The organism is Vreelandella nanhaiensis (assembly GCF_003990185.1).
GTDB lineage: Bacteria > Pseudomonadota > Gammaproteobacteria > Pseudomonadales > Halomonadaceae > Vreelandella > Vreelandella nanhaiensis.
Genome location: NZ_RZHF01000028.1, coordinates 224636 through 247637 on the forward strand (window position 1 = coordinate 224636; position 23002 = coordinate 247637).

Below are 23002 nucleotides of genomic sequence, written 5' to 3' on the forward strand. Positions count from 1 at the left end.
AACTACTCTTTACCCGCTTCCTGCTGCTGCTTGCGTAGCTCGCGTGGGTCATTATGTGCCCGACGACGGCGACGGCGAGCCACAGGCGTCTCTTGTGCCGCAGGTTCGTTGGTTTTCACCATAGATTCATTGGTTTCCACCACAGATTCATTGGTTGCGGTTACCGTAGCCTCTGCCTTGGCTGTCTCGGGCAGCTTCTCTTCACTCGCTGGTTGGGCGACTGATTCCTCTGCTGTGGGCTGCGGCTCGGACGGCTCTTCAACCACCTGTGACGCAGTTGCTTCGCCCGTCAGGGGGGGGGCTTCTGCCGCTTGAGCGTCTTCGCTCGACGCAGATACAGGAGCGGTAGTGCTTTCAGCCAGTTCTGTCGGTGAAGGCGCAAGCGTTTTATCTGTTTCACTGCCTGCATCCGCTACCTGCTGAGGCATGACATCCGCATCTCCTGTCTCGATTTGAGCGCTGGCCTGCGGTTTTTCATCCGCTGGTTGCTCAGTCGGGGCAGTATCCACCGCTTCTGGTGCGTTCTCAATCGAGCGCGGCGGCAGGGCTTCCTGGTCGGAGGTTGTGTCAGCAGTCGCTGGCTGAACTTGCGTATCAGCCTGCGCTATGCTTGGCTGAGTGGCTTTTTGCGTTTCGCCTGTATCTGCAGCGGGTTCCTGGGCAGCTGCTATGGGTGTCGCGGCTTCATCCTGTACCTTTTGCGTATGGTTGCTTTCAGCTAGCGACGGCTGAGTCCGGGCCTCTGAGTCCGTCACGTCCGGCGTATCCTGCTTGGTTTCCGTTGCTTGGGTTTCAGTAGCCTGGATTTCAGCCGAATGAGCTTCGGGAACTTGAGCTTCCTCTACCGGCGTTTCAGTAGCCTTGCCTTTTGCAGGCTGATTATCGGCGGACGGCTCGTCTGCACGCTTGGCTCCTGATGGCTCAGCATCGACCAGCGACGTCTCAGGCATTGTTTGCTGCGCTGGTGTCTCGACGCTCGCCGACTCCTCAGGTGTCTGCGCTTGGAGCTTTAGCTGCTCAGCTTCGGCCTGCGGGTTCACGGCCTGCTTACGTGAACGGTTGCGCGGATTGTTGCGCGTCCGTTTCGGCTTGCCATCGTCTTTGGCAACGGGCTGCTCGGCATCGTTGGGCGAAGCTTCTTTGGACGGTTTGGCATCTACCGGTTTGCTATCTTGAGCGCTGCGCTGAGTGTCGCGGCTGGTATCACGCCGAGACTCTTTTTGGGGCGCTTTGCTTGGCGCGTCACGATTTGCTTCTTTGGCTACCGGAGCATCCTTCTGGCGGTTGCCTTTGGATGTATTATCCGCCGCTTTAGCGTCTTCCTGCTGCGGATGGCGACGCCGATTGCGGGTGCGGCTCGGGCCGTTACGCTTATCATTGGTGTCATCGCTTGCGCTTTGCGGCTGGCTGCTGAGCTGCTCGGTCTTAGCGTTCTCGCTGCGTTCGCTACGCGCCGGGCGCTGCCTCTCGCTATTGGGCTGGGTAACACGTTGGCTGGCTCGCTCAGCGGATTTGCGAGGCGGGGTGGCTGCCTCTGGCGTGTTAGGTGTTGTCTTTGCAGTGCTTGTATCATCGCCGCCCAACAATTTGGCAAATCCACGGATAAAACGGCCAATAACGCTGGGCTGTTCATCTGGGCTTTCGGCAGTAGCAGACGCTTCTGCGGCTTTGGGCGCAGGCTCTTCGGTTTGCAGCGATGCCGGAGCGGGTGCATTGTGCGCAATGCTTTTAACCGCGGCTTCGGCACGCTGCGTAGGCGGTGCAAAGCTTGGGTCGGGTTCCTTGCCTACCTCAGTATGGGTAGACAGCTCAAAGCTGGACAACGTCTGGCTGTCATCTTCATCCAGGTGGTCGTCGCGCAGACGCTGTACATCGTAATGCGGCGTATCCATCTCCGGATTAGGCAGCAGCACCACGCGCACGCCCTGGCGTGACTCAATATCCGCCAGTACGCTGCGCTTTTCATTGAGCAGGTACGTGGCCACCGGCACCGGCAGAATGGCGCGGATCTGGGCGCTACGCTCTTTCATTGCCTCTTCTTCGATAAGGCGCATGATCGAGAGCGAAAGGGAGCGTACATCGCGGATGGTGCCCTGGCCATTACAGCGCGGGCAGACCACGCCGCTGGTTTCACCCAACGAAGGACGCAGACGTTGACGAGACATTTCCATCAGGCCAAAACGCGAAATACGGCCAATCTGTACGCGAGCACGGTCAAGCTTCAAGGCATCGCGCATGCGATTTTCAACTTCACGCTGATTGCGTGCCGGGCCCATATCGATAAAGTCGATCACCACCAGGCCGCCAATATCGCGCAGGCGTAGCTGGCGAGCAATTTCATCGGCCGCTTCAGAGTTGGTTTGTAGGGCGGTTTCTTCGATATCACTGCCGCGAGTCGCCCGAGCGGAGTTGATATCAATCGAGACCAGCGCTTCGGTATGATCGATAACAATCGAGCCGCCGGAGGGAAGTTTTACTTCGCGCTGATAGGCCGTTTCGATCTGTGATTCGATTTGGAAGCGCGAGAAAAGCGGCACTTCGTCAGCATAAAGTTTGATTTTCTGCTGGTAGGAGGGCATGACTTGGCGAATAAAGCCCAGCGCTTCAGCATGAATCTCGGGGCTATCGATAAGTACTTCGCCGATATCCTGGCGCAGGTAGTCGCGCATGGCCCGGATAATGACGTTGGATTCGCGGTAAATCAGGAACGGCGCGGGACGCTTGGCTGCTTCGGTGGTAATCGATTCCCATACCTGAACCAGATAGTCCAGATCCCATTGAAGCTCTTCGGGATTACGGCCAATGCCTGCCGTGCGCACGATCAGACCCATCTTGTCGGGCACGGTCAGTTGACCCATGGCGTCTTTCAACTGGCTGCGCTCTTCGCCCTCAATGCGTCGGGAAATGCCGCCTGCCCGAGGGTTGTTGGGCATTAAAACCAAGAACCGGCCCGCAAGGCTGATAAAGGTAGTAAGGGCCGCACCCTTGTTGCCACGCTCCTCTTTATCTACCTGAACGATGACTTCCTGACCCTCTTTAAGCACTTCTTTAATGCTCGGCCGGCCGGAAACGTCCTTGATGAAGTATTCGCGGGCAATTTCCTTAAGGGGAAGAAAGCCGTGACGCTCTGCGCCAAAGTCGACAAATGCCGCTTCAAGGGAGGGTTCTACCCGGGTAATTTTACCGCGGTAGATATTGGCTTTTTTCTGTTCGCGGGCCCCGGACTCGATATCCAGATCGTACAGGCGTTGTCCATCAACCAGCGCGACCCGAAGCTCTTCGGGTTGGGTCGCATTGATAAGCATCCGTTTCATGTTGTCTCACATAGCATTGCGTACCGGCAAACCGCCTAAGGGATAACGTAGACGAATCGCGGGTGCTGCGTGCTTGTGCTCGGCGCATGGTTATGCTGACGCGGCAAGCCGGGAAGGCGTTATTACCGACCCGGCTGACAGGTTGAGTACGTGGCGGAGGCAGGACGTGTTTCGGTGGCTGTCACGTCCATCCGGCCCTGCTGACACCGCCTACACCTAGCATTCTTCGATTCGTCCACGCTGGCCGCCGGCACAGCGTTGAACTTGTCGCCAAGCGCAAGCCAATTCCTTGTGACAACAAGGAAGGGCTGCGCTGGGCGTAGCGTTTTATTCAGCAATTGCTTGCCGTGATCGGCGAAGCATTAGCAAATCTGTCGTCGTCATGCCGCGACAGAATGACTGCATTTTTAATACGTTTGGATGCGGCCAATGCGTACACTGACGCCGCTTCTCATGCTCAGGCCTGCGTGTTGGTCGGGCAGGCGCTTTAGCTAAACGCGGCATTAACGCTTGTGAAAACAGTAATACGTAACAAGCTGTCCGCGCTTAGCGAGTGAACGTTCCGGAATATAACAGTAAAGACAACCACCAGCAATTGACGCAATGCCCTTGGCTCTACGCTAGAATGCGGTTTTTAGTCTGGCATCATAGAGACAAAGCAGGAGTACGCGTTAATGGCCGAAGGGCGTGAAGTGCAGTGGGTGGATATCGCCCCGGAACAGGCAGGTCAGAGAATTGACAATTTTTTGATGACGCGTCTGAAAGGTGCTCCCAGAGCCCTGATATATCGCATCGTGCGAAAAGGTGAGGTTCGCGTTAATAAAAAGCGCGTCAAGGTGGACTATCGGCTACAGGCGGGTGATTTGGTGCGCGTGCCGCCACTGCGCCTGGCGCCCCGTGAGGCGGTGAAAGAGGTTAGCGATAACCTGCGTGATGTTCTGGTGGGCAGCGTAATCATGGAAGGCCCGGACTGGATGGTGCTCAACAAGCCTTCTGGCCTTGCCGTACACGGTGGCAGCGGGGTGAAGATCGGCTTGATTGAAGCCTTGCGTCAAGTACGTGACGATCTCAGCTTTCTAGAGCTTGTTCACCGTCTTGACCGTGACACCTCCGGCTGCCTGCTGCTGGCCAAGTCCCGTGAAGCACTGCTTACACTCAACGAGTCACTGAAAAAGCATGGTATGGACAAGCGCTATCTGGCGTTGGTCAGTGGCCGTTGGCCTGCACGTAAAACCTATGAAAGTGCGCGGCTTGACCGTTTTGAGGCGGGTAACGGTGAGCGTCGAGTGCGGGTTGATCCCAACGGTAAGGTATCGCGTACCCATTTTGCCGTGGTGGAAACCTTCGAGAAGGCCACGTTAATTGAAGCAGAGCCTGTGACCGGGCGTACTCACCAGATACGCGTGCATGCCGCCCATGCAGGTCATGCGTTGCTTGGCGATGACAAGTATTCCACTCGGGAAAGTACTCACCTGACCCAGCAGTTGGGCGTTAGTCGCCTGTTTTTGCATGCGCGCGCGCTAACCTTTCCAGAGCCTACCAATGGCCGCCCGGTCACCGTCAAGGCGCCGCTGCCGGACGTGCTGGAAGATGTGCTCAAGCGCGCGCGGCGATAACGTAGGCGTATTCGGAGTAAGGAGTGACCATGCGCTATGAGCTGATTATTTTTGACTGGGATGGCACGCTGATGAATTCAGTGCCGAAAATTGTTGCCTGCATGCAGGCTGCGGCTTTAGAAGCCGAATGGGGCGAACTTGAGGTGGCGGCGATTGAGGATATTATTGGTCTTGGTCTGCCTGAGGCCATTGCCAAACTCTGCCCAGGGATCGGTCCGGCGCAGGCCGAGCGCTTGCGTCAGCGCTACTCGCATCATTTTGTGTCTGGAAATACGACGCCTATGCCGTTTTTTGAAGGTATTGAGGCTCAGGTGGCACGCCTGCGAGAACGTCCGCGGCAACGCTTGGCGGTCGCCACAGGAAAGAGTCGCCGCGGGCTTGATCGGGTGTTTGCCGAAACCGGCAGTGGTGCCTGGTTTCATGCCAGCCGCACGGCCGATGAGACACGCTCCAAACCGCATCCGCAGATGCTTAGTGAAATTCTCCATGAGTTGAGTGTGCCTGTAGAGCGGGCGGTAATGGTAGGTGACACTGAATACGATCTGGAAATGGCAAGAGCCATTGGCATGGACCGTGTAGCGGTTACCTACGGTGTGCATACACCGTTGCGGCTGGCGGCAAGCCAGCCCAAATGGGTGGCTCACAATGTTGAGCAGCTCTTTGACTGGCTTAATGGATAAGTGACAAGAAGGCGTGCAAGTAGTCTTGTCTACGCCTTTCTGAACTCTAAAAAGGATGAACTATGAGTGATGATCCACGCCGCGATGGCATAGGTGGGCATGAGCGTCCTGCGGATAACCATTCAAAGGCAGATCGCTGGACACAAGGGCCCGATATGTCGACTTATCAAAGCGCGCCTGAGATGCCAGGAAAGGCTGGGGACAGTGCCGAGACACTTCGCGAGCGACAGCGCCTGGCCCAGATAGAGATGATGGACCGCTGGGTGGGCGGCGTGCTCACAGAGCAGCGCCGGTCACGTCGCTGGAAGCTGTTTTTTCGCCTCATCATATTGTTTCTGGTGTTGTCGCTTATCGCGGCGGTTGTCTATAGCGCCTTCTGGGCCGGGTCAGGTGGCGCGGCTCCCATGCAGCGTCACTTGGCCATTGTAGAGGTCAAAGGTGTGATTGCCAGTGATGCGCCGGCCAATGCTGAGCGGATCATCAAGGGCCTGGAGCGCGCCTGGGATTCCGAAAACGCATCAGCCATTGTCCTGCATATTGATAGTCCTGGCGGTAGTCCCGTGCAATCACAGCGCATTTATGCCGAGATCATGCGCCTTCGTGAGCAGGGCGATAAACCTATCCTGGCGGTAATTGAGGATATTGGCGCTAGTGGGGCTTATTATATTGCCTCAGCAGCCGATGAAATCATCGCTTCACCGGCCAGCCTGGTCGGCTCTATCGGAGTTATCTACGCAAGTTTCGGGTTTCAGGATGCCATTAGCCAAATAGGCATTGAACGGCGTGTGTTGACCGCGGGCGAAAACAAGGCGTTTCTCGACCCCTTTCAGCCGCTTGATGAAGGGGCGGAAGCGTTTTGGGAAAGCGTTTTAACCCAAACCCATCAGCAGTTTATTAACGACGTTCGTGCTGGGCGTGGTGACCGGTTAAGCGATCAGTCGGATATATTTTCAGGGCTTATCTGGAGTGGCGAACAGGGGCTTGAGCTAGGCCTGGTTGATCATTTGGCAAGCCTTGAAGAGGTGGCTCGTGATCTGGTAGGTGAAGCGAGCTGGGAAGATTATACGCCGCGCCTTGATCCCTTTGATCGACTGACGCGACGGTTTACGCAAATGGCGGCAGAAACGCTAGGCCTTACGGTTTCCAACTCGCCGCTGCGCTATCAGGCCCAGTAGGCGGTACCAGGCGCTTGTAACTATGCGCCAAGCGGGTCCATCCCCGCTTGGCGTAACATGTCGCAAAGTGCAATCAGCGGTAGCCCTATCAGTGCGTTTGGATCGCGCCCCTCAAGCGCCTCAAATAGCGTAACTCCTAACCCTTCCATACGAAAGCTGCCGGCACTATCAAGTGGCTGCTCAAGCGCCACATAGCGCTCAATTTCATGGTTGGAGAGCTTTCTGAAGACGACATCGAATGGTTCGATGTGCGTGTAGTGGCGCTGTTCGCGTGTGTCGAGAAGGGCTAGGCCAGTCAAGAACGTTACCCGATTGCCTGAAAAGCGCGCCAAATTCGCGCAGGCGCGCTCGGGGGAGTGAGGTTTACCCAGTATATCGCCTTCAAAAAGTGCTATCTGGTCTGAGCCGATAATACAGTGCTCTGGAAAATAGCGCGCCACGGCGTTGGCTTTGCCAAGTGCCAGCCGGTGCACGAGTGCCTTGGGCGATTCGTTGGCCTGTGGCGTTTCATCAATGTCAGGCGAATAGCACTGGTAAGGCAATTGCAGGCGGTCAAGCAGTTCGCGGCGAAAGCGGGAGCTTGACGCTAGTACTAAGGATGCGTTCTGAGCAAGCGGCACACGATGATTCCTATGCAATTAAGAGTCAAAACGAGTGTAGCGAAAGCCAGCGGCCATGCCTAATTGACAGGTTTATGCGAGAAACCATGAAGAATTATGCCGACAGCTTTGACACCAGCGGGGGGAGTGCCTATCATTGCGCGCCTATGTTGACCTCACAACTCCCCAGCCGGGTTGAGCCTTATAAGCTTGCAGCCCGCCGCGAACGACTAGAAGGCTTAGTGGCGCTTGATAAGCTGCCACGGCTTGCCGAAGAGGCAGGTGACCAAACAGGCGACTGCCATGTCGTACTGGAATTTGGTGTAGATGCCCAAGGTCGTCGTGAAATTCGTGGCCATTTGCAAGCGACCCTGGCGTTGCCCTGTCGTCGTTGCCTGGTGCCGCTAAACCAAGACGTGTCCAGTGACTTCCTGCTTGGAATGATCAGCGACGAAGCCTTGGCTGCCGAGCTGCCTGCCAGTCATGAGCCAGTGCTGGTGGAAAATGAACAGCTGGACCTGCTGACGGTCGTTGAGGATGAGCTTATCCTTAGCCTGCCACAGGTGGTCTATCACGATGAGACCGAATGCCATGTCTCGGCGGAGCAGCTGGTCAGCAAAGCAGACGGCGAGGCGGAAGAACCGACGCCGGCCACGAACCCTTTCGCGGTGCTCAATGTCTTGAAAGGCAAAGGCGCTTTGAAAGGCAAAAAGTAAGCACCCATTACCCTACATACCTTGGAGTAAACACCCATGGCAGTTCAAAAGAACCGTAAAACTCGTTCCAAGCGCGGTATGCGTCGTAGCCACGATGCGCTGAGCGCGCCGACGCTGTCTCAGGACAAAGAAACCGGCACTACGCACCTGCGTCACCACGTAGCTGCGGATGGTTTCTACCGTGGTCGCAAGGTGGTTGAGGTATAAGCCTTAACTATCTGCTAAAGCGGCCAAATAGAGTGGGTGCTGCATGCGCCTAGCGATTGATGTGATGGGAGGCGATCAAGGCTCTCGTGCCGTTATCGAAGGCTCTGCAAGAGCAGTGATCGAACATGCTGATCTTGAATTGACTCTGTTTGGCCCGCGTCAGCAAATTATTGCTGAGCTTTCACGCTTGCCGCAGCCTCTGGCTGCGGCAACGTCACGTTTAGTGGTAAGCGATGCACCGTTAAGTATCTCTCAGGCGTCTAGTGCGGCCTGGGCGCTTCGGCACGGGCAGGCCAGTAGCATGGCGTGTATGCTTCGAAGCCTCCGGTTGGGTGAGGCCATTGCAGGGGTAAGCGCGGGTAATACAGCAGCGCTGGTGGCCCTTGCTCGGCGCGAGCTGGGAACGCTTGCAGGTATTTCCCGCCCGGCGATCAGTACCGCCATTCCAGCTCGCCATGGGCGTCGCTGTTACTTGTTGGATCTGGGCGCTAACGTGGACTCGCCAGCGCATCGATTGCTCGACTTTGCGGTTATGGGGGCGGCCATGGCGCAGTGCGTTGATGAGGTTGCTTTACCGCGTGTTGCGCTGCTTAACGTGGGGGCGGAGGCGACCAAGGGAAGCGCCAGCGTACGCGAGGCTGACAGGCTGCTGCGCGAATACCCGGATGCCTCGGCGTTTGCTTACCAAGGGTATGCCGAGGGAGGTGATCTCTTTGATGGTGAGCTGGATGTCGTGATATGTGACGGCTTTGTGGGTAATGCCGTACTTAAATCGAGCGAAGGTTTGACCCGTATGCTGGTTGAGCGTGTTCAGATGGCGTTTGAATCGCGCCTGAGTGGACGCCTGGCAAGCCTACTGGCCAAACCTGTGCTGCGGTATCTCAAGCAAGAGTTAAACCCTGTGCGCTACAACGGCGCGAGCTTGCTCGGCCTGAAAGGTATCGTGGTAAAAAGCCATGGTGGCACTCAGGCAGAGGGGTTTTACTATGCTATCCGGCGCGCGTTGTGTGAAGTAGAGCATAATTTGCCTGCGCGGATGGCAGAACGTTGGAAGCATCATTAGTGGGGATGGCTCGTGCCTATGATATCCAGGGTATTCAATGTTTAGCTGGCGATATCATAAGCGTTAGCACTTTTTTTGCGGGTTATAGCGGGCAGCAGGATGTGCCGATAACCGCGCCTATCGCTCGAATGAGCAAATGCCTACAAGAGCAAAGGTGAACGACATGTCTCAACCCCTTGCCCTCATTTTTCCCGGGCAAGGCTCTCAGCAGCTTGGAATGCTGCGAGAGCTGGCCGAGCGCTACAGTGTGGTGGGAACAACATTTGAGGAAGCTTCGGATGCACTTGGTTACGACTTGTGGAAAGTCGTTCAGGAGGGTCCTGAAGCCACGCTAAATGCAACGGCGTGTACGCAGCCTGCGCTGCTTTCTGCTAGTGTTGCGATTTGGCGAGTATGGCAGGAGCTTGAAGGGCCGCGCCCTACGATAATGGCCGGGCATAGCCTAGGTGAGTATAGCGCCATGGTATGTGCCGGTGTGATGGGCTTTGCCGAGGGTGTTCGGCTTGTTCGCCTACGCGGAGAAGCCATGCAGGAAGCGGTGCCTGCCGGTAAAGGCGCCATGGCGGCCATTCTTGGCCTTGAAGATACGGCCGTAGAGGCAGCCTGCGCGACAGCGGCGCAAGGCGAGATCGTTTCTGCGGTTAACTACAATTCGCCTGGGCAAGTGGTTATCGCTGGCAGTAAAGCGGCCGTTGATAGGGCTATTGTAGCCTGTCAGGAAGCTGGCGCTAAACGCGCAATGGCGCTGCCGGTTTCAGTGCCTTCCCACTGCGAACTGATGCGCCCAGCCGCTGAGCGTCTGGCAGCCGCCATGGAAAGCATTGAGCTTCGAGCGCCGCGCTATACGGTTATTCAAAATGTGGATGCTCAGGCGCATGCCGATGTCAATACGCTGCGTACACGGCTAATTGAGCAGCTTTATCAACCGGTTCGCTGGGCATCGTGCGTTGAAGCCATGGCCGCTCAGTCTGTTAATGTGTTTATTGAGTGCGGTCCTGGTAAAGTGCTGACAGGGCTTAATAAGCGTATCGTTCGCGGAGCCAAAGGCTTGGCGGTGAATGATCCTGACAGTTTGGATGCGGCGCTTGAGTTGGCGCGTGAGGTGCAGTCAAGCGATACCTGATACGCTACAATTTTTTGCTATCCTTGCTTGTGGATACGCTTTAAAAGCAATTAGTTAAAGGCTGAACATTATGACGCAAGAACGCAGGGTTGCGCTCGTTACTGGCGCCAGTCGGGGTATTGGCAGGGCGATTGCTCATGAGCTAGGCCGCCAGGGTCGTATAGTCATCGGAACCGCGACCAGTGAGTCCGGTGCCGGGAAAATCGATGCTGATTTGAAAGAGCAGGGCATTGAAGGTGCAGGGCTTTGCCTTAATGTGACTGATCAAGCGAGCATTGATGAAGTGCTCAAGGGTATTGCGGAGCGCTTTGGTGCACCAACCATCTTGGTCAATAATGCGGGCATCACCCGTGATAATCTGTTGATGCGCATGAAAGAAGATGAGTGGGATTCGGTGATGGATACCAATCTCAAATCAGTCTATCGTGTCAGTAAAGCATGCCTGCGTGGCATGACCAAAGCTCGCTTTGGGCGTATCGTATCGATCAGTTCGGTAGTGGCAACCATGGGTAACCTGGGCCAAACTAACTATGCCGCTGCGAAGGCAGGCATGGAAGGCTTCAGCCGCGCATTGGCGCGAGAAGTAGCTTCTCGTGCAATTACCGTCAATGCTGTGGCGCCAGGTTTTATTGCCACTGATATGACCGAGGCGTTGCCTGAGGCGCAGCATGAGATGCTGCTGAAGCAGATTCCTTTGGCTCGCCTGGGTGGGCCGGAAGAGATCGCCGCCGCCGTGGGTTTTCTTACCAGTGATGCAGCAGGATACATTACCGGTGAGACGCTACACGTGAATGGTGGCATGAATATGCGTTGATGGCCTTAGGCTTAGCGGTTGCGTCTGCCTAAGGGCGTCTATAAACTACCCCGCAGCTTTTGGCTTGCGGTTTCCAAATAGCTGGTTATCAATAACGGCTAATGTGAACGACTGGAGTACGTTGATGAGTACTATTGAAGAGCGCGTGAAGAAAGTTGTGGCAGAGCGCCTGAACGTTAAAGAAGAAGACATCCAGAATAGCTCTTCTTTTACTGAAGACTTGGGTGCTGACTCGCTTGACACCGTTGAGCTGGTAATGGCTTTGGAAGAGGAATTTGATACTGAAATTCCTGACGAAGAAGCAGAAAAGATTACTACGGTTCAAGAAGCCATCGACTACGTAAACGCCCACCAGTAAGGGCAAGTTGATGCATTAAACGAGGGTGTGGTGTTAGCACTCCCCTTAAAAGCCGCCTTTTTATAGGGCGGCTTTTTTGCTTTGTGTATACACAATGAACATGACGCGCATTCTCCGTTATACTAGTCATCTAAATTTCTGCTGCAACTGACCCGGATGGGTCGAGTCACCATGGATGCCTGGAGGAAAGCTAATGGCACGAAGAAGGGTAGTGGTAACTGGGTTAGGCCTGGTGACCCCAGTGGGCAATAGCGTGGATGAAACGTGGGCGAATATTACTGCCGGCAAAAGCGGTATAGCGTCCATTGAGCACTTTGATACAAGTAGCTTCAATACACGCTTTGGCGGTTCGGTTAAGAATTTCGATATTAGCCCTTACCTGAACCCTAAAGAAGCCCGCAAGATGGACCTGTTCATTCAGTACGGCATGGCAGCGGGCGCTCAGGCAATACAGGATGCAGGTATTACCTGCACTGAAGAGAATGCACCGCGTATCGGAGTGGCCATGGGGTCAGGTATCGGTGGTCTGCCCATGATCGAGCATAACCACAATGCATTGAATAAGGGTGGCGCTCGTCGCGTATCACCTTTTTTTGTGCCGGGCTCCATTATCAATATGATTTCGGGCAATCTGGCGATTCAGCATGGCTTTCAAGGCCCTAACATTGCCATTACGACCGCGTGTACCAGCGGAACGCACAATATTGGCTATAGCGCGCGTACCATCGCTTACGGTGATGCTGATGTGATGATTTGCGGCGGCGCTGAAATGGCGACCACACCGCTTGGTCTGGGGGGGTTCTCTGCCGCTCGAGCGCTGTCAACGCGTAATGATAATCCCGAAGCGGCAAGCCGTCCGTGGGATAAAGATCGCGATGGCTTTGTGTTGTCAGATGGTGCCGGCGTGCTGGTACTTGAAGAGTACGAGCATGCGAAGGCGCGGGGCGCGAATATCTATGCGGAACTTGTCGGTTTCGGCATGAGTGACGATGCCTACCATATGACGGCGCCGCCTGAAGATGGCCGGGGAGCCGCGCTTGCCATGAGCAATGCGATTAAAGATGCGCAAATGGACCCTTCCGAAGTCCATTATATCAATGCGCACGGAACCTCCACCGCAGCGGGTGACCTGGCAGAAAGCCGCGCGGTTGAAAATGTCCTGGGTAGTGCAGCCAAAGACGTGGCCGTGAGTTCTACCAAGTCCATGATCGGTCACTTGTTGGGTGCCGCTGGCGCCGTTGAAGCCGTATTCTGTATTCTGGCCATTCGTGATCAGGTCGCGCCGCCTACCATTAACCTGGATAACCCCCAGGAAGGCTGCAACCTGGACTATGTGCCGCATACCGCACGTAATATGCGTATTGATACCGCGCTTTCCAACTCGTTTGGATTTGGTGGCACTAACGGCTCGCTGCTATTCAAAAAGGTGTAGCGCAAGATGACCCTGCCTCGGGTGCCGTTCGATGATCGCGGGCTGGCGTATGGGGACGGCGTATTTGAAACAGTACTGCTGCGTAAGGGAGAGCCGGTGCTTTGGCCCTATCACTTGGCACGGCTGAAGCGAGGGTGCCAGCGTTTAGGTATCCCGATTCCCTCCCAGGAGGCGCTGGCCGCCACTTGGGGAGGGGGCGCCAGTGCAACGCTCGAAGTGTTGAAACTGATAGTTACTCGTGGCAGCGGTGGTAGAGGGTACGCGCTACCCGAAACGCCGGCGCCTCGGTTGTTAAGCCGCCGTACGCCCTTTGCACCTGAGACCGCGCGTTGGCAGGAAGGGGTAACCGTACGGCAGTGTCGTTTACGCTTGGGGCATCAGCCTGTCTTGGCAGGTATCAAGCATTTAAACCGGCTTGAAAACGTTCTGGCCCGTCAAGAGTGGCAGACACCGAACATCGCCGAAGGCCTGCTTGCCGATGCTCACGGACAGTTGATCGAAGCAACCAGCATGAATGTGTTCTGGCAGCAACAGGGTTGCGTGTTTACACCACGGCTTGATAAATGTGGCGTGGCCGGGACGCTGCGTGCTGCGTTGATCAGCCAGGGGGTGGTTAGGGAGGCGGATGTCTCGCTTGAGGCTACCCCCTCGGTTGAACGACTCTGGGTGGCCAACTCGGTCCAGGGTGTATGGCCTGTTACGGCGTTGTTATCTGAAGATGGCGTCTGCCTTAAGCGCTGGCCGCAAAATGCGTCAGACAGATTTCAAACAGTGGCGCACCAACTGTTGGGTTACGTGTCGCAATAAGCTCCTTTTGTGTTGAGGTGATATGTTGAAACGGTTAATGGCCGCTCTAGGTATTTTTCTGGTACTAGGTGCTGCCGCTGTAGCGGGCGGCTATTTTTATTGGCAAAACCGTTTGCAAGCGCCGTTGGCACTGGAAGAACCAGAGCTTTACCAGGTACCTGCTGGTGCGGGTTTTAATCAAGTGGTCGTTCAGTTGGAAGAGCAGGGAGTCATCGATGATGCCTGGGCATTTCAATTGTTGGCTCGGGTACATCCTGAGCGTGTGCCGCGTCTTCGGGTTGGTGAATATCAGTTGACGCCCGGCATGAGCGGGTTGGAGATGATTGCGTTGCTGGGTAGCAACAATGTGGTGACCTACCCGCTAACGCTTCCGGAAGGACGTACGTTCAGTCAGCTGCGTACACTACTCAATAATGCTCCCAAGCTTGAACATCGCACGGCTGATATGAGTGATGAAGAGATCATGGCGCTGCTGGATAGAGAGGGCACATTTCCGGAGGGGTGGTTTTTTCCTGATACCTACCGCTATCACCTGGGAATGAGCGATGTGGATATCCTGCGCCAGGCGCTGGCGCGTATGGAACATATTCTGGATGAAGTATGGGCATCGCGCGCGGAGGATTTAACCATTGATTCGCCTTATGAGGCGCTGATAATGGCCTCGCTGATCGAGCGAGAGACCGGTGCTCCGGAAGAACGTCGTGAAATTGCCGGTGTTTTTAAGCGGCGCATGGAGCAGGGAATGCGCCTGCAAACCGATCCTACCGTTATCTACGGTATGGGCGAGCGTTATGAGGGGCGTATCACCCGTGCCGATTTGCGCGAAGCAACGCCTTACAACACCTATGTAATTAACGGTATGCCCCCCACGCCGATTGCCATGCCGGGTAGAGCCTCGCTGGAAGCGGCCGTTAACCCGTTACCTGGAGAGACGCTCTACTTTGTTTCTCGAGGGGATGGTACGCACCATTTTTCACGGACACTGCGTGAGCACAATAATGCAGTGAATCGTTACATCCGCAATCGTTGATATCAGACGTTACGTTTTATGAAGTTTATCTCAATGCTGTATGCGTTGATTAAGGGATCGCAATGACTAAGCGGGGACGCTTTATTACCCTGGAAGGTGGGGAAGGTGTAGGCAAGTCCACCAATATGGCGTTTGTAGTTGCATCGCTTGAGGCGCAGGGTATTGAGGTGGTAAGCACACGGGAACCGGGTGGTACGCCGCGCGCCGAAGCGATTCGGGCGCTGCTCCTGGACCCGAGCCCTCAAGAGCCGCTGCATACCGACGCCGAGCTTTTATTGATGTTCGCCGCGCGTGCCCAGCATCTGGCTGAAAAAATCGTGCCTGCTCTCAAGCGGGGCGTGTGGGTGGTATGTGACCGCTTTACCGACGCCACCTTTGCTTATCAGGGCGGCGGGCGAGGTGTGGCGGTTGAGCGTATCGCCCAGTTGGAGGCGTTCGTTCAGCAAGGACTGGCGCCTGATCTGACACTGCTTCTAGATATGCCGTTAACCGCGGCTCAAGCGCGCCTTGAGTCGCGGCTGAGCAGTCAAAAAGAGCAGCGCGACCGGTTCGAGCAAGAGCAGGGCGGTTTCTTTCAAGCGGTTCGTAATGCTTATTTAGCCCGTGCCAGTGCCGAGCCCAACCGTTTTGCATTGATTAATGCTCATCAGGCGTTAGCCGATGTGCAGGCAGATATTGACCGTGTGGTTGCCAGCCGGGTGGCGCAATGGCGCTAAGCGGCGTACTGCCCTGGCACGCAGCTACTTGGCAGCAGTTGGTGCGCCTGGCTGACGAGGGGCGTATGCCCCACGCCATCTTGCTCAGCGGCGCACATGGGGTGGGAAAACAACAGCTGGCTGAAGCACTAATCGCACGTACGCTGTGTGCTAGCCCGCAGAGCAGTTCGGCATGCGGGCATTGTCATAGCTGTTCCATGCTGGCTTCGGGATACCATCCTGATCTGATGCGTGTCTCCCCTGAGGAGGGCAAGCGTCAGATACGCATCGATCCTATCCGTGAGGTGAATCGGTTTGTATCCCAAACGGCCCAGCAGGGTGGCTATCGGGTCATTTTAGTGTCACCGGCAGAAGGCATGAACGTGGCGGCCGCCAACGCGTTACTTAAAAGCCTCGAAGAGCCGGGGGCAAAAACGCTGTTTATCCTGCTTTCTGATGTGCCATCGCGCATGCTGGCGACCATTCGCTCCCGCTGCCAACAATGGCCGCTTTCCAGTGTGGCGTTCGAGGCATGCCGTGGCTGGTTGATTGAAAAGCTGGGTAGCCAGGATGAGGCGCATTTCTGGTGGCAGGTATCGGGTGGCTTGCCACTTTTGGCCGTTGAGCTGGCCTCGCCTGAAGAGCGGGCGCTACGCCATCAGATTCATGACTGCTTTGAGCAGTTGGTGCGTGGTGCAGAGCCGGTGTCAGAGGCGGCAAGACTCGACCGCCAAGCGATTGACGCTATCCTGTGGTACGGTATCGCCTGGCTTGAAGATCTGATTCGCCTGGGTATTTCAGGTAATGCAAAAACGCTGCATAACCCCGATTTAGAGCCCCTTTATCGTCAGGCAGTGAAGAACGGCCGCGTTCAGGATTGGTTCCGCTTATTGGATTATGCCCGTGAACAGCGCCGCCTTCTGGCCGTAGGGGCTAATCCTAATCCGCAGCTGGTGTTAGAAGCCTGGCTGGTACGCTGGGCGGCACTGCTGCGTTCATAGTTTATGGGGTGCGAGGTTGCTATGAGTGTCCAGAAAGCCTTTGCCATACACGTGCCTGATGTTGCCACTCTGCAGGCAGCCTATATGTCATTTTTAGAGCGCGGCGGACTATTTGTGCCTACCCTGACGCCTCATGAGCTAGGCAGCCAAGTGCATTTGTTGCTCACCCTGCCGGGTGAGGGTCAGTCAATTGAGGTGGCGGGCGAGGTGGTATGGATCTCACCAGAGAATGTCGCCGACCAGCGTACGCCAGGCATTGGTGTTCACTTCAGCCTGCAAGATAGCTTCCTCTGCGAGCGCATTGATGCGCTGCTCAAGGGCCAGGACGCTCAAGTTCCTTCGTACACACTTTAAACCACACGCCTTTACCCCCATTTTTGTCGAGACGTTCATGTTTGTTGATTCGCACTGTCATTTGGATCGTTTGTCTGAACATACCCACCAAGGTGATGTGGCTGCCACGCTTGAGGCGGCGCGCACGGCAAACGTCAGCCAGTTCCTGGCTATTTCCGTTACCCTGGATGATATGCCGGGGCTTGCCGCTATTGCCCGCGATCACCATGATGTCGTCATTTCGGCAGGCCTTCATCCGCTACATACGCCGGCCATTGAACCTAGTGTTACCGATATACAAGAGGCGGCTGAGCAGTACGGTGCCGTGGCGATTGGAGAAACCGGGCTTGACTACCATTACCGGGAAAGCGTTCCGGTTGATGTTCAGCATGAACGCTTCAAACGTCACTTGCTGGCTGCTAGAGAGCTTGAGTTGCCGGTCATTGTGCATACGCGTGAGGCCAAGGAAGAGACACTAGCCCTGCTACGGGAGTACAGCGACCCGAAAGTGGGCGGGGTGCTTCACTGTTTTACCGAAGATATGGAGATGGCGCGTGAAGCTGTGCGGCTTGGCTTCTATATCTCCTTGTCAGGTATTATTACCTTTAATAATGCAGCGCCATTGCGCGAGTTGGCTCGCTTGCTGCCGCTTGATCGTCTATTGATTGAGACCGATAGCCCTTATCTGGCACCTGTGCCGTATCGCGGCAAGCCCAATGAGCCAGCCTGGGTGGTCGAGGTAGCCGAGTGTATTGCCAGGGTACGGGATATTAGCGTAGATGAGGTGGCCATGCAGACCACTGCCAACTTCTATCAGCTGTTTAAAGCGGCAGTGCCGGATGCGCCAGAGCATGTCAAGTAGGCATTGGGCCGGGCCGGATTGGTTTAGCCCGTTAGCCGCGCACGTATCAGGTGGGTGCGATGAATATTGATCGACTGCTTCAACAGCGCCAAGACGCGGCAACCATTCCGCCATTAGAGACATGGCAGCCCGCGCTTTCTGGTGATATGGATATTGTCATTCAGGCGGACGGCAGCTGGCTGCATGACGGGCAGCCCTTTGCCCGGCCTGCGATTGCGCGCTTGTTGTCCACGCTTCTACGCCGTGACCCTGAGGGTTACTGCCTAGTGACGCCCGTTGAGCGCTGGCGTATTCAGGTAGAGGACCTGCCTTTTATCGCCGTAGAAGCTGACTTTCACGACGATGCCTGGTGGTTAACCACCCAATTTGACGATGTAATACGCCTGGATGCCGAGCACTCCTTAGCGATCAGCCGAACGCCTCAGAATGAGTCGGTGCCCGAAATTGCCGTTCGCTACGGTTTGGCCGCCAGACTGCACCGTCACGTATTTTATCAGTTGGTTGAGGCTTCAAGTTCTCATGAGCTGGCTGGCGGCCAGTGCGAAATCGGCATCTGGAGTGCGGGAAGCTGGCATGCCTTGGGCTGTCTTGACGCCGATGCAAGCGATGACCCGCCAAGTGAGGTTTCGTGAAGTTAACCGCTGAACAGCATGCCGTTGTCCATCACCATGATGGCCATGCACGTGTAGCGGCGGTGGCGGGCGCTGGCAAGACCACCACCATGGCCGCGCGCGTCTTGCACCTGCTGGAAAGTGGTGTCGCACCCAAGCGAATGCTGGTGCTGATGTTTAACCGTTCGGCGCGGGATGATTTTCATCAGCGGCTGGTCAATATGGCGCCGGCTGGCCAGGCGCTGCCCGCTGTGCGTACCTTTCACTCGTTGGGGCATCGCCTTACCCAAAGCCTGTGCCGTTGGGGGGCGCTGACGCCACGCCGTCTTCTTTCCGCCGACTGGCAATTGGAGCGCCTGCTGCGCCAGGCGAGCCTGAACGTGCTGCGCGACAGCCTTGAACGTCGCGACGCTGCCATTGAGGGCGATCGGCTGGAGGCGCTGGCGCATTTTTGTAACCTGGTAAAAGCTGAAATGGCCGCACCTGATGCCCTCTTTGATCGGCTCAATTTTGAGCCCGATACCGATTACTTTCCCGCAGCCTTTGCCGAGGCGGAGAGAATGCTGGAAAACGAAGGCCTGATGACCTATGCCGATCTGCTGTATCGGCCGCTTCAGGCATTGGAGGCCGACACCGCGCTGCGTCAGCGGGTGGAGGGGTTTCTGGATCATGTGATCATCGACGAGTACCAGGATATCAATGCAGCTCAGCAGCGCCTTCTGGCGGTATTAGCGGGCGATACTGCCTCGGTAATGGCGGTAGGGGATGCCAATCAGTGTATTTATGAATGGCGCGGTGCCCGGCCAGATACCATGCTGGAGGATTTTACCGCAACCTTTGGACAGGCAACCGACTACCCGCTTTCCACTACCTTTCGCCATGGACATGCGCTGGCGCTGACCGCTAATCATGCCATTGTGGCCAACCAGCGCCGCCCTGATCAGCTCTGTCTGGCGGCGGCGCATAATCCGAATACACAGGTTTCGGTTGGGCAGGGAAATTCTGTACTGTTGGATGCCTTAATGGACTGGAAGTCCCAAGGGAGGGCATTCAACCAGGCGAGCCTGCTGGTGCGTAGCTGGGCGCTATCGGTGCCTTTCCAGCTGGCGCTTCTTCAGGCGGGAATTCCTTTTCGCCTGCTGCGTGAAGACCGGTTTGTGTTTCGCCTGCCGCTGGTGCAGGCGCTGGTCGGCTATTTGAAGCTTTCGCGCCGGCCTGAATTGCTGCACCACCCTGAACATCTTCTCTTGCTACTTTCCCAACCAACGCCGTTTGTTGCCCGCGACCGGCTACAGCGCCTGGCCTACCAGCTGGCGGCCACGCAAAGCTGGCCAGAGCGGCATGACCCTGTGCTTAACGAGCTAAAGCCACTTCAACGGCGCACGCTGAAAAAACGCTGGGCGCTACTCTGCGAACTGCCCCGACTAAGCGCCTGGCCACCTGCCAAACTGCTGAGTCATGTGGTGGAAAGTATTGATGCTGAAAAGACCCTAAAAAGGGCTGCCGCCCGACGTGATAAAGGCGAAGAGGATGTGCGGCTTCTCGATGTATTGATTGAGCAGGCCCAGAGCGTGCAAGACCCTGACGCATTTATTGAGCTGTTGGAGCGTCCGGTAGAAAACCAGGCGGATGGCGTATTGATCTCCACTGTGCATGGTGCCAAGGGCCTGGAGTGGCCGCTGGTCGTTGTGGCCGGTGTCAATGAAGAGGACTTCCCCCACTATAGCCGGGACACCCCATTAAGCGATGAGCGCCTGGAAGAGGAGCGGCGGCTATTTTATGTGGCGATTACCCGCGCTGAAGAGCAGCTTTTGGTACTCCATGACGGCGGGGTGCATCGCCCAAGCCGCTTTATTGCTGAAAGCGCTTGGCAGGACAGCATGCGCGTGGCCGAGTGCCTTGCTCAGGAAACGCCTTCCAGCGCCACGCTGCGCGTTGCTTCGCCAGCGATTGTGAAACGCTATTTAGAGCGGTTGGGGCGCGCCGATATTACGCTAAGCGTGCTGGATGTTCAGGAACCCAAGGCCACCTATGGCCCAAGTGAGCACTTTTATCCCGGACAGCGTTTGCATCATGCGGTATTTGGCGAGGGTGAGGTGGCTTCGGTGGAAGGCAATCCATCAGACCCGGTAATTGATGTTCGTTTTGTCCAGGCAGGTCGGCGCCGGCTGATTGCCCGCCGTGCACCCATTGAGCGGTTAGAGCCACCTGCGCCACCAGCCTAAGTGGCTGGCGGCATGGTGGCGCTAGGTCTAGCGGGTTACATTAGTTACATGTTTGGATAGTTAGGACCGCCGCCGCCTTCAGGGGCAACCCAGGTAATATTCTGTGCCGGATCTTTAATGTCGCAGGTTTTGCAATGAACGCAGTTCTGGAAATTGATCTGGAAACGCGGTTGCCCTGCGTTATCCTCGACCACTTCATAAACTCCGGCAGGGCAATAGCGCTGAGCCGGTTCGGCAAACTTGGGCAGGTTGTGCTGGATGGGGATCTCAGGATCATCCAGACGCAAATGACACGGCTGATCCTCTTCGTGGTTGGTATTGGAGAGAAATACCGACGACAGCTTGTCAAAAGAGAGTTTACCATCAGGCTTGGGATAATTGATCTTTTCAAATTCAGCCGCCGGCTTCAGCGCACCGTGATCAGTGGTGGTGTCATGCACGTTGGGCAGTTTATTGCCCAGCAGCTGATTGACGAAGTTATAGGCACCGCCGCCTACCGTGCCATATTTATGCATGGCGGGCCCAAAACTTGCGCTCTCTTTTAGCTCCGCGTATGCCCAACTGGCTTCCCACTTCTGCGTAAAGCTTATAAGCTCTTGGGCGCCTTCATCACCGGCTTTGAGCGCTTCAAATACGCTTTCTGCAGCTACTAGCCCCGATTTCATGGCCGTGTGCAGGCCCTTGATTTTCGAGAAGTTAAGGGTACCCGCATCACAACCAATCAATAGGCCACCTGCAAAGGTCATTTTGGGCAGGCAGTTAAAACCACCCTTGGTCAGCGCCCGGGCGCCGTAAGCAACACGCTTGCCACCTTCCAGATACTGGCTTAGTGCTGGGTGGTGCTTCATGCGCTGGAATTCGTCAAAGGGCGACAGCCATGGATTCTGGTAGGAAAGATCCATGATCAAGCCGACCACCACCTGCTGGTTCTCGGCATGATATAAAAACCACCCGCCATGCGTGTTTTTATCCAGCGGCCAACCTGAGCCATGCACCACCAGGCCCGGCTCATGCTTGTCTGCGGGCACATCCCACAGCTCTTTCAAACCAATCCCGTAGTGTTGTGGGTCGCGCCCGGCATCCAAAGAGAAGTGCTTGATCAGTCGCTTGCCCAGATGGCCTCGTGCGCCTTCAGCAAAGAGCGTGTATTTGGCGCGCAGCTCCATGCCAGGCATATAGCCATCTTTAGGCGTACCGTCTGCAGCGACACCCATATCGCCAATGATGATGCCGCGTACGGCCTCATCTTCGATAATGACTTCTTGGGCAGCAAAGCCGGGGAAGATTTCAACGCCCAACTCTTCTGCCTGCTCGGCCAGCCAGCGGCACAGGTTGCCTGCGCTGATCACATAACGAGTCATATCCCCGCCAGTATTATGCATGCTTTTGGGAACCAGTGAGTTCGGCAGCTTCTGGGCCTTTTGCGCATCCTTGAGCAGGTAAACGTCATCGCGAATGGCGGGCGTGTTTAAAGGCGCGCCGCGCTCCTGCCAATCTGGAAACAGCTCGGCAAGCGCCCGGGGTTCAAAAACCGCGCCGGATAGAATATGGGCGCCGACTTCAGAGCCTTTTTCCACTACACAAACGGTCAGTTCCTGTTGGGCTTCATTGGCTTGTTGCATCAGGCGGCAGGCAGCGGCAAGCCCGGAAGGCCCTGCGCCCACAATCACTACATCGAAGTCCATGACATCGCGTTCAATATTTTCCACCTGGCTTCTCCTTATTCTCATAAGTGCAGTGCCTTATAAAAACACGGCCTTAATTTAAAACGGTCGTTTGCTTCTGGTTGTGCTCCATGATAGGCATAATACCTGTGTCAGGTCACGCCTACGATGTTAAAAGCAGCGTTTCTCGCCAAACGGTTAAAACTTAAGGTGAAAAACATAGGGCGAATTTGACATAAAGCTTCGACCATTGCGTACGCCAATAGGTATTGTTGCCATTAGGCAGGCTGTGGCAGATTAGTAGGGTTTTTTTATTGCGTACCTATCAAACGCTTGCATGAATATCCGGGTCGTCGCCAGCGTCTTGGCGAGGCTATCTTTTTATAAGCGGTGTCCGCTGGGCGGGTACCGACTTTGGTTAACGGCTTTTGCCCCAAGCCAAGCGAGGAACCTATGAAAGTACTCGTCGCGGTTAAACGCGTCATCGATTACAACGTCAAGATTCGCGTCAAGGCGGATCACTCCGACGTTGACCTGACCAACGTCAAAATGGCCATGAACCCCTTCTGCGAAATCGCCGTGGAAGAAGCCGTGCGCCTGAAAGAGAAGGGCGTGGCCACCGAAGTCGTTGCGGTCACCATTGGCCCTAAAGCGGCCCAGGAACAGCTGCGTACCGC

At 55.8% G+C, this 23002-nt stretch carries 22 protein-coding genes; 19 read left to right on the plus strand and 3 right to left on the minus strand.

Translation table 11 applies throughout. The annotated features are described in order from the left end of the window. Window positions 1–2: 2 nt before the first annotated feature. Entirely contained in the window at window positions 3–3314 is a 3312-nt protein-coding gene (gene rne, locus ELY38_RS17930; RefSeq protein ID WP_127063520.1) for a ribonuclease E, read from the minus strand. A gap of 674 nt (window positions 3315–3988) precedes the next feature. Here rne and ELY38_RS17935 point away from each other — a divergent pair. The 3 genes from ELY38_RS17935 to sppA all read left to right on the plus strand — a co-directional run bounded on the left by ELY38_RS17935 (window position 3989) and on the right by sppA (window position 6785). Further along, entirely contained in the window at window positions 3989–4930 is a 942-nt protein-coding gene (locus ELY38_RS17935) for an RluA family pseudouridine synthase (RefSeq protein ID WP_127063521.1), read from the plus strand. A 29-nt stretch (window positions 4931–4959) separates the two neighbouring features. Further along, entirely contained in the window at window positions 4960–5610 is a 651-nt protein-coding gene (locus ELY38_RS17940; protein WP_127063522.1) for an HAD family hydrolase, read from the plus strand. A 62-nt stretch (window positions 5611–5672) separates the two neighbouring features. Then, on the plus strand, window positions 5673–6785 hold the full coding sequence (gene sppA, locus ELY38_RS17945; RefSeq protein WP_127063523.1) for a signal peptide peptidase SppA: 1113 nt from the start codon (window positions 5673–5675) through the stop codon (window positions 6783–6785). Window positions 6786–6805: 20 nt separating this feature from the next. Here the strand turns inward: sppA and ELY38_RS17950 are convergent, their stop codons facing one another. Next, the gene (locus ELY38_RS17950) at window positions 6806–7405 is read right to left on the minus strand and encodes a Maf family protein (protein ID WP_127063524.1); all 600 of its coding nucleotides are present in this window, start codon (window positions 7403–7405) and stop codon (window positions 6806–6808) included. Window positions 7406–7551: 146 nt separating this feature from the next. On the opposite strand from ELY38_RS17950, the gene ELY38_RS17955 reads away from it, so the two are divergent. The 15 genes from ELY38_RS17955 to ELY38_RS18025 all read left to right on the plus strand — a co-directional run bounded on the left by ELY38_RS17955 (window position 7552) and on the right by ELY38_RS18025 (window position 20661). Beyond that, window positions 7552–8100, plus strand: coding sequence for a YceD family protein (locus ELY38_RS17955; RefSeq protein ID WP_127063551.1), 549 nt, complete (start codon window positions 7552–7554; stop codon window positions 8098–8100). A gap of 36 nt (window positions 8101–8136) precedes the next feature. Next, the gene (gene rpmF, locus ELY38_RS17960) at window positions 8137–8307 is read left to right on the plus strand and encodes a 50S ribosomal protein L32 (RefSeq protein ID WP_087109291.1); all 171 of its coding nucleotides are present in this window, start codon (window positions 8137–8139) and stop codon (window positions 8305–8307) included. Between the two features lie 43 nt (window positions 8308–8350). Then, on the plus strand, window positions 8351–9370 hold the full coding sequence (plsX, locus tag ELY38_RS17965) for a phosphate acyltransferase PlsX (RefSeq protein WP_127063525.1): 1020 nt from the start codon (window positions 8351–8353) through the stop codon (window positions 9368–9370). 163 nt (window positions 9371–9533) lie between these two features. After that, window positions 9534–10493, plus strand: a complete 960-nt coding sequence (gene fabD, locus ELY38_RS17970; protein ID WP_127063526.1) for an ACP S-malonyltransferase — start codon at window positions 9534–9536, stop codon at window positions 10491–10493. Between the two features lie 70 nt (window positions 10494–10563). Continuing rightward, on the plus strand, window positions 10564–11307 hold the full coding sequence (gene fabG / locus ELY38_RS17975; RefSeq protein WP_127063527.1) for a 3-oxoacyl-ACP reductase FabG: 744 nt from the start codon (window positions 10564–10566) through the stop codon (window positions 11305–11307). A 124-nt stretch (window positions 11308–11431) separates the two neighbouring features. Next, on the plus strand, window positions 11432–11665 hold the full coding sequence (gene acpP, locus ELY38_RS17980) for an acyl carrier protein (RefSeq protein ID WP_008956801.1): 234 nt from the start codon (window positions 11432–11434) through the stop codon (window positions 11663–11665). Between the two features lie 193 nt (window positions 11666–11858). Next, complete coding sequence (gene fabF / locus ELY38_RS17985) at window positions 11859–13097, plus strand: beta-ketoacyl-ACP synthase II (protein WP_127063528.1); 1239 nt, start codon at window positions 11859–11861, stop codon at window positions 13095–13097. Window positions 13098–13103: 6 nt separating this feature from the next. Next, window positions 13104–13904, plus strand: a complete 801-nt coding sequence (gene pabC / locus ELY38_RS17990) for an aminodeoxychorismate lyase (RefSeq protein ID WP_127063529.1) — start codon at window positions 13104–13106, stop codon at window positions 13902–13904. A gap of 22 nt (window positions 13905–13926) precedes the next feature. Continuing rightward, window positions 13927–14934, plus strand: a complete 1008-nt coding sequence (gene mltG, locus ELY38_RS17995; protein ID WP_127063530.1) for an endolytic transglycosylase MltG — start codon at window positions 13927–13929, stop codon at window positions 14932–14934. Between the two features lie 62 nt (window positions 14935–14996). Beyond that, a complete protein-coding gene (gene tmk / locus ELY38_RS18000; RefSeq protein ID WP_127063531.1) occupies window positions 14997–15650 on the plus strand; it encodes a dTMP kinase in 654 nt (217 codons plus the stop codon). Then, a complete protein-coding gene (locus tag ELY38_RS18005; RefSeq protein WP_127063532.1) occupies window positions 15641–16630 on the plus strand; it encodes a DNA polymerase III subunit delta' in 990 nt (329 codons plus the stop codon). Before tmk ends, ELY38_RS18005 begins: the two co-directional genes overlap by 10 nt. Before the next feature lie 21 nt (window positions 16631–16651). Continuing rightward, a complete protein-coding gene (locus ELY38_RS18010; protein WP_127063533.1) occupies window positions 16652–16984 on the plus strand; it encodes a PilZ domain-containing protein in 333 nt (110 codons plus the stop codon). A 37-nt stretch (window positions 16985–17021) separates the two neighbouring features. Then, the gene (locus ELY38_RS18015) at window positions 17022–17825 is read left to right on the plus strand and encodes a TatD family hydrolase (RefSeq protein ID WP_127063534.1); all 804 of its coding nucleotides are present in this window, start codon (window positions 17022–17024) and stop codon (window positions 17823–17825) included. A gap of 59 nt (window positions 17826–17884) precedes the next feature. After that, window positions 17885–18457: a DUF1285 domain-containing protein gene (locus tag ELY38_RS18020; protein WP_127063535.1), complete on the plus strand. Its 573-nt coding sequence runs from the start codon at window positions 17885–17887 to the stop codon at window positions 18455–18457. Then, window positions 18454–20661: an ATP-dependent helicase gene (locus tag ELY38_RS18025; RefSeq protein ID WP_127063536.1), complete on the plus strand. Its 2208-nt coding sequence runs from the start codon at window positions 18454–18456 to the stop codon at window positions 20659–20661. The genes ELY38_RS18020 and ELY38_RS18025 overlap by 4 nt, the downstream gene beginning before the upstream one ends. A gap of 44 nt (window positions 20662–20705) precedes the next feature. Here ELY38_RS18025 and ELY38_RS18030 read toward each other — a convergent pair whose 3' ends face one another. Beyond that, on the minus strand, window positions 20706–22370 hold the full coding sequence (locus tag ELY38_RS18030) for an electron transfer flavoprotein-ubiquinone oxidoreductase (RefSeq protein ID WP_127063537.1): 1665 nt from the start codon (window positions 22368–22370) through the stop codon (window positions 20706–20708). 408 nt (window positions 22371–22778) lie between these two features. Between ELY38_RS18030 and ELY38_RS18035 the strand changes: the two genes are divergently transcribed. Continuing rightward, on the plus strand, window positions 22779–23002 hold a 224-nt coding region (locus ELY38_RS18035; RefSeq protein WP_422822327.1), incomplete at its 3' end, for an electron transfer flavoprotein subunit beta/FixA family protein.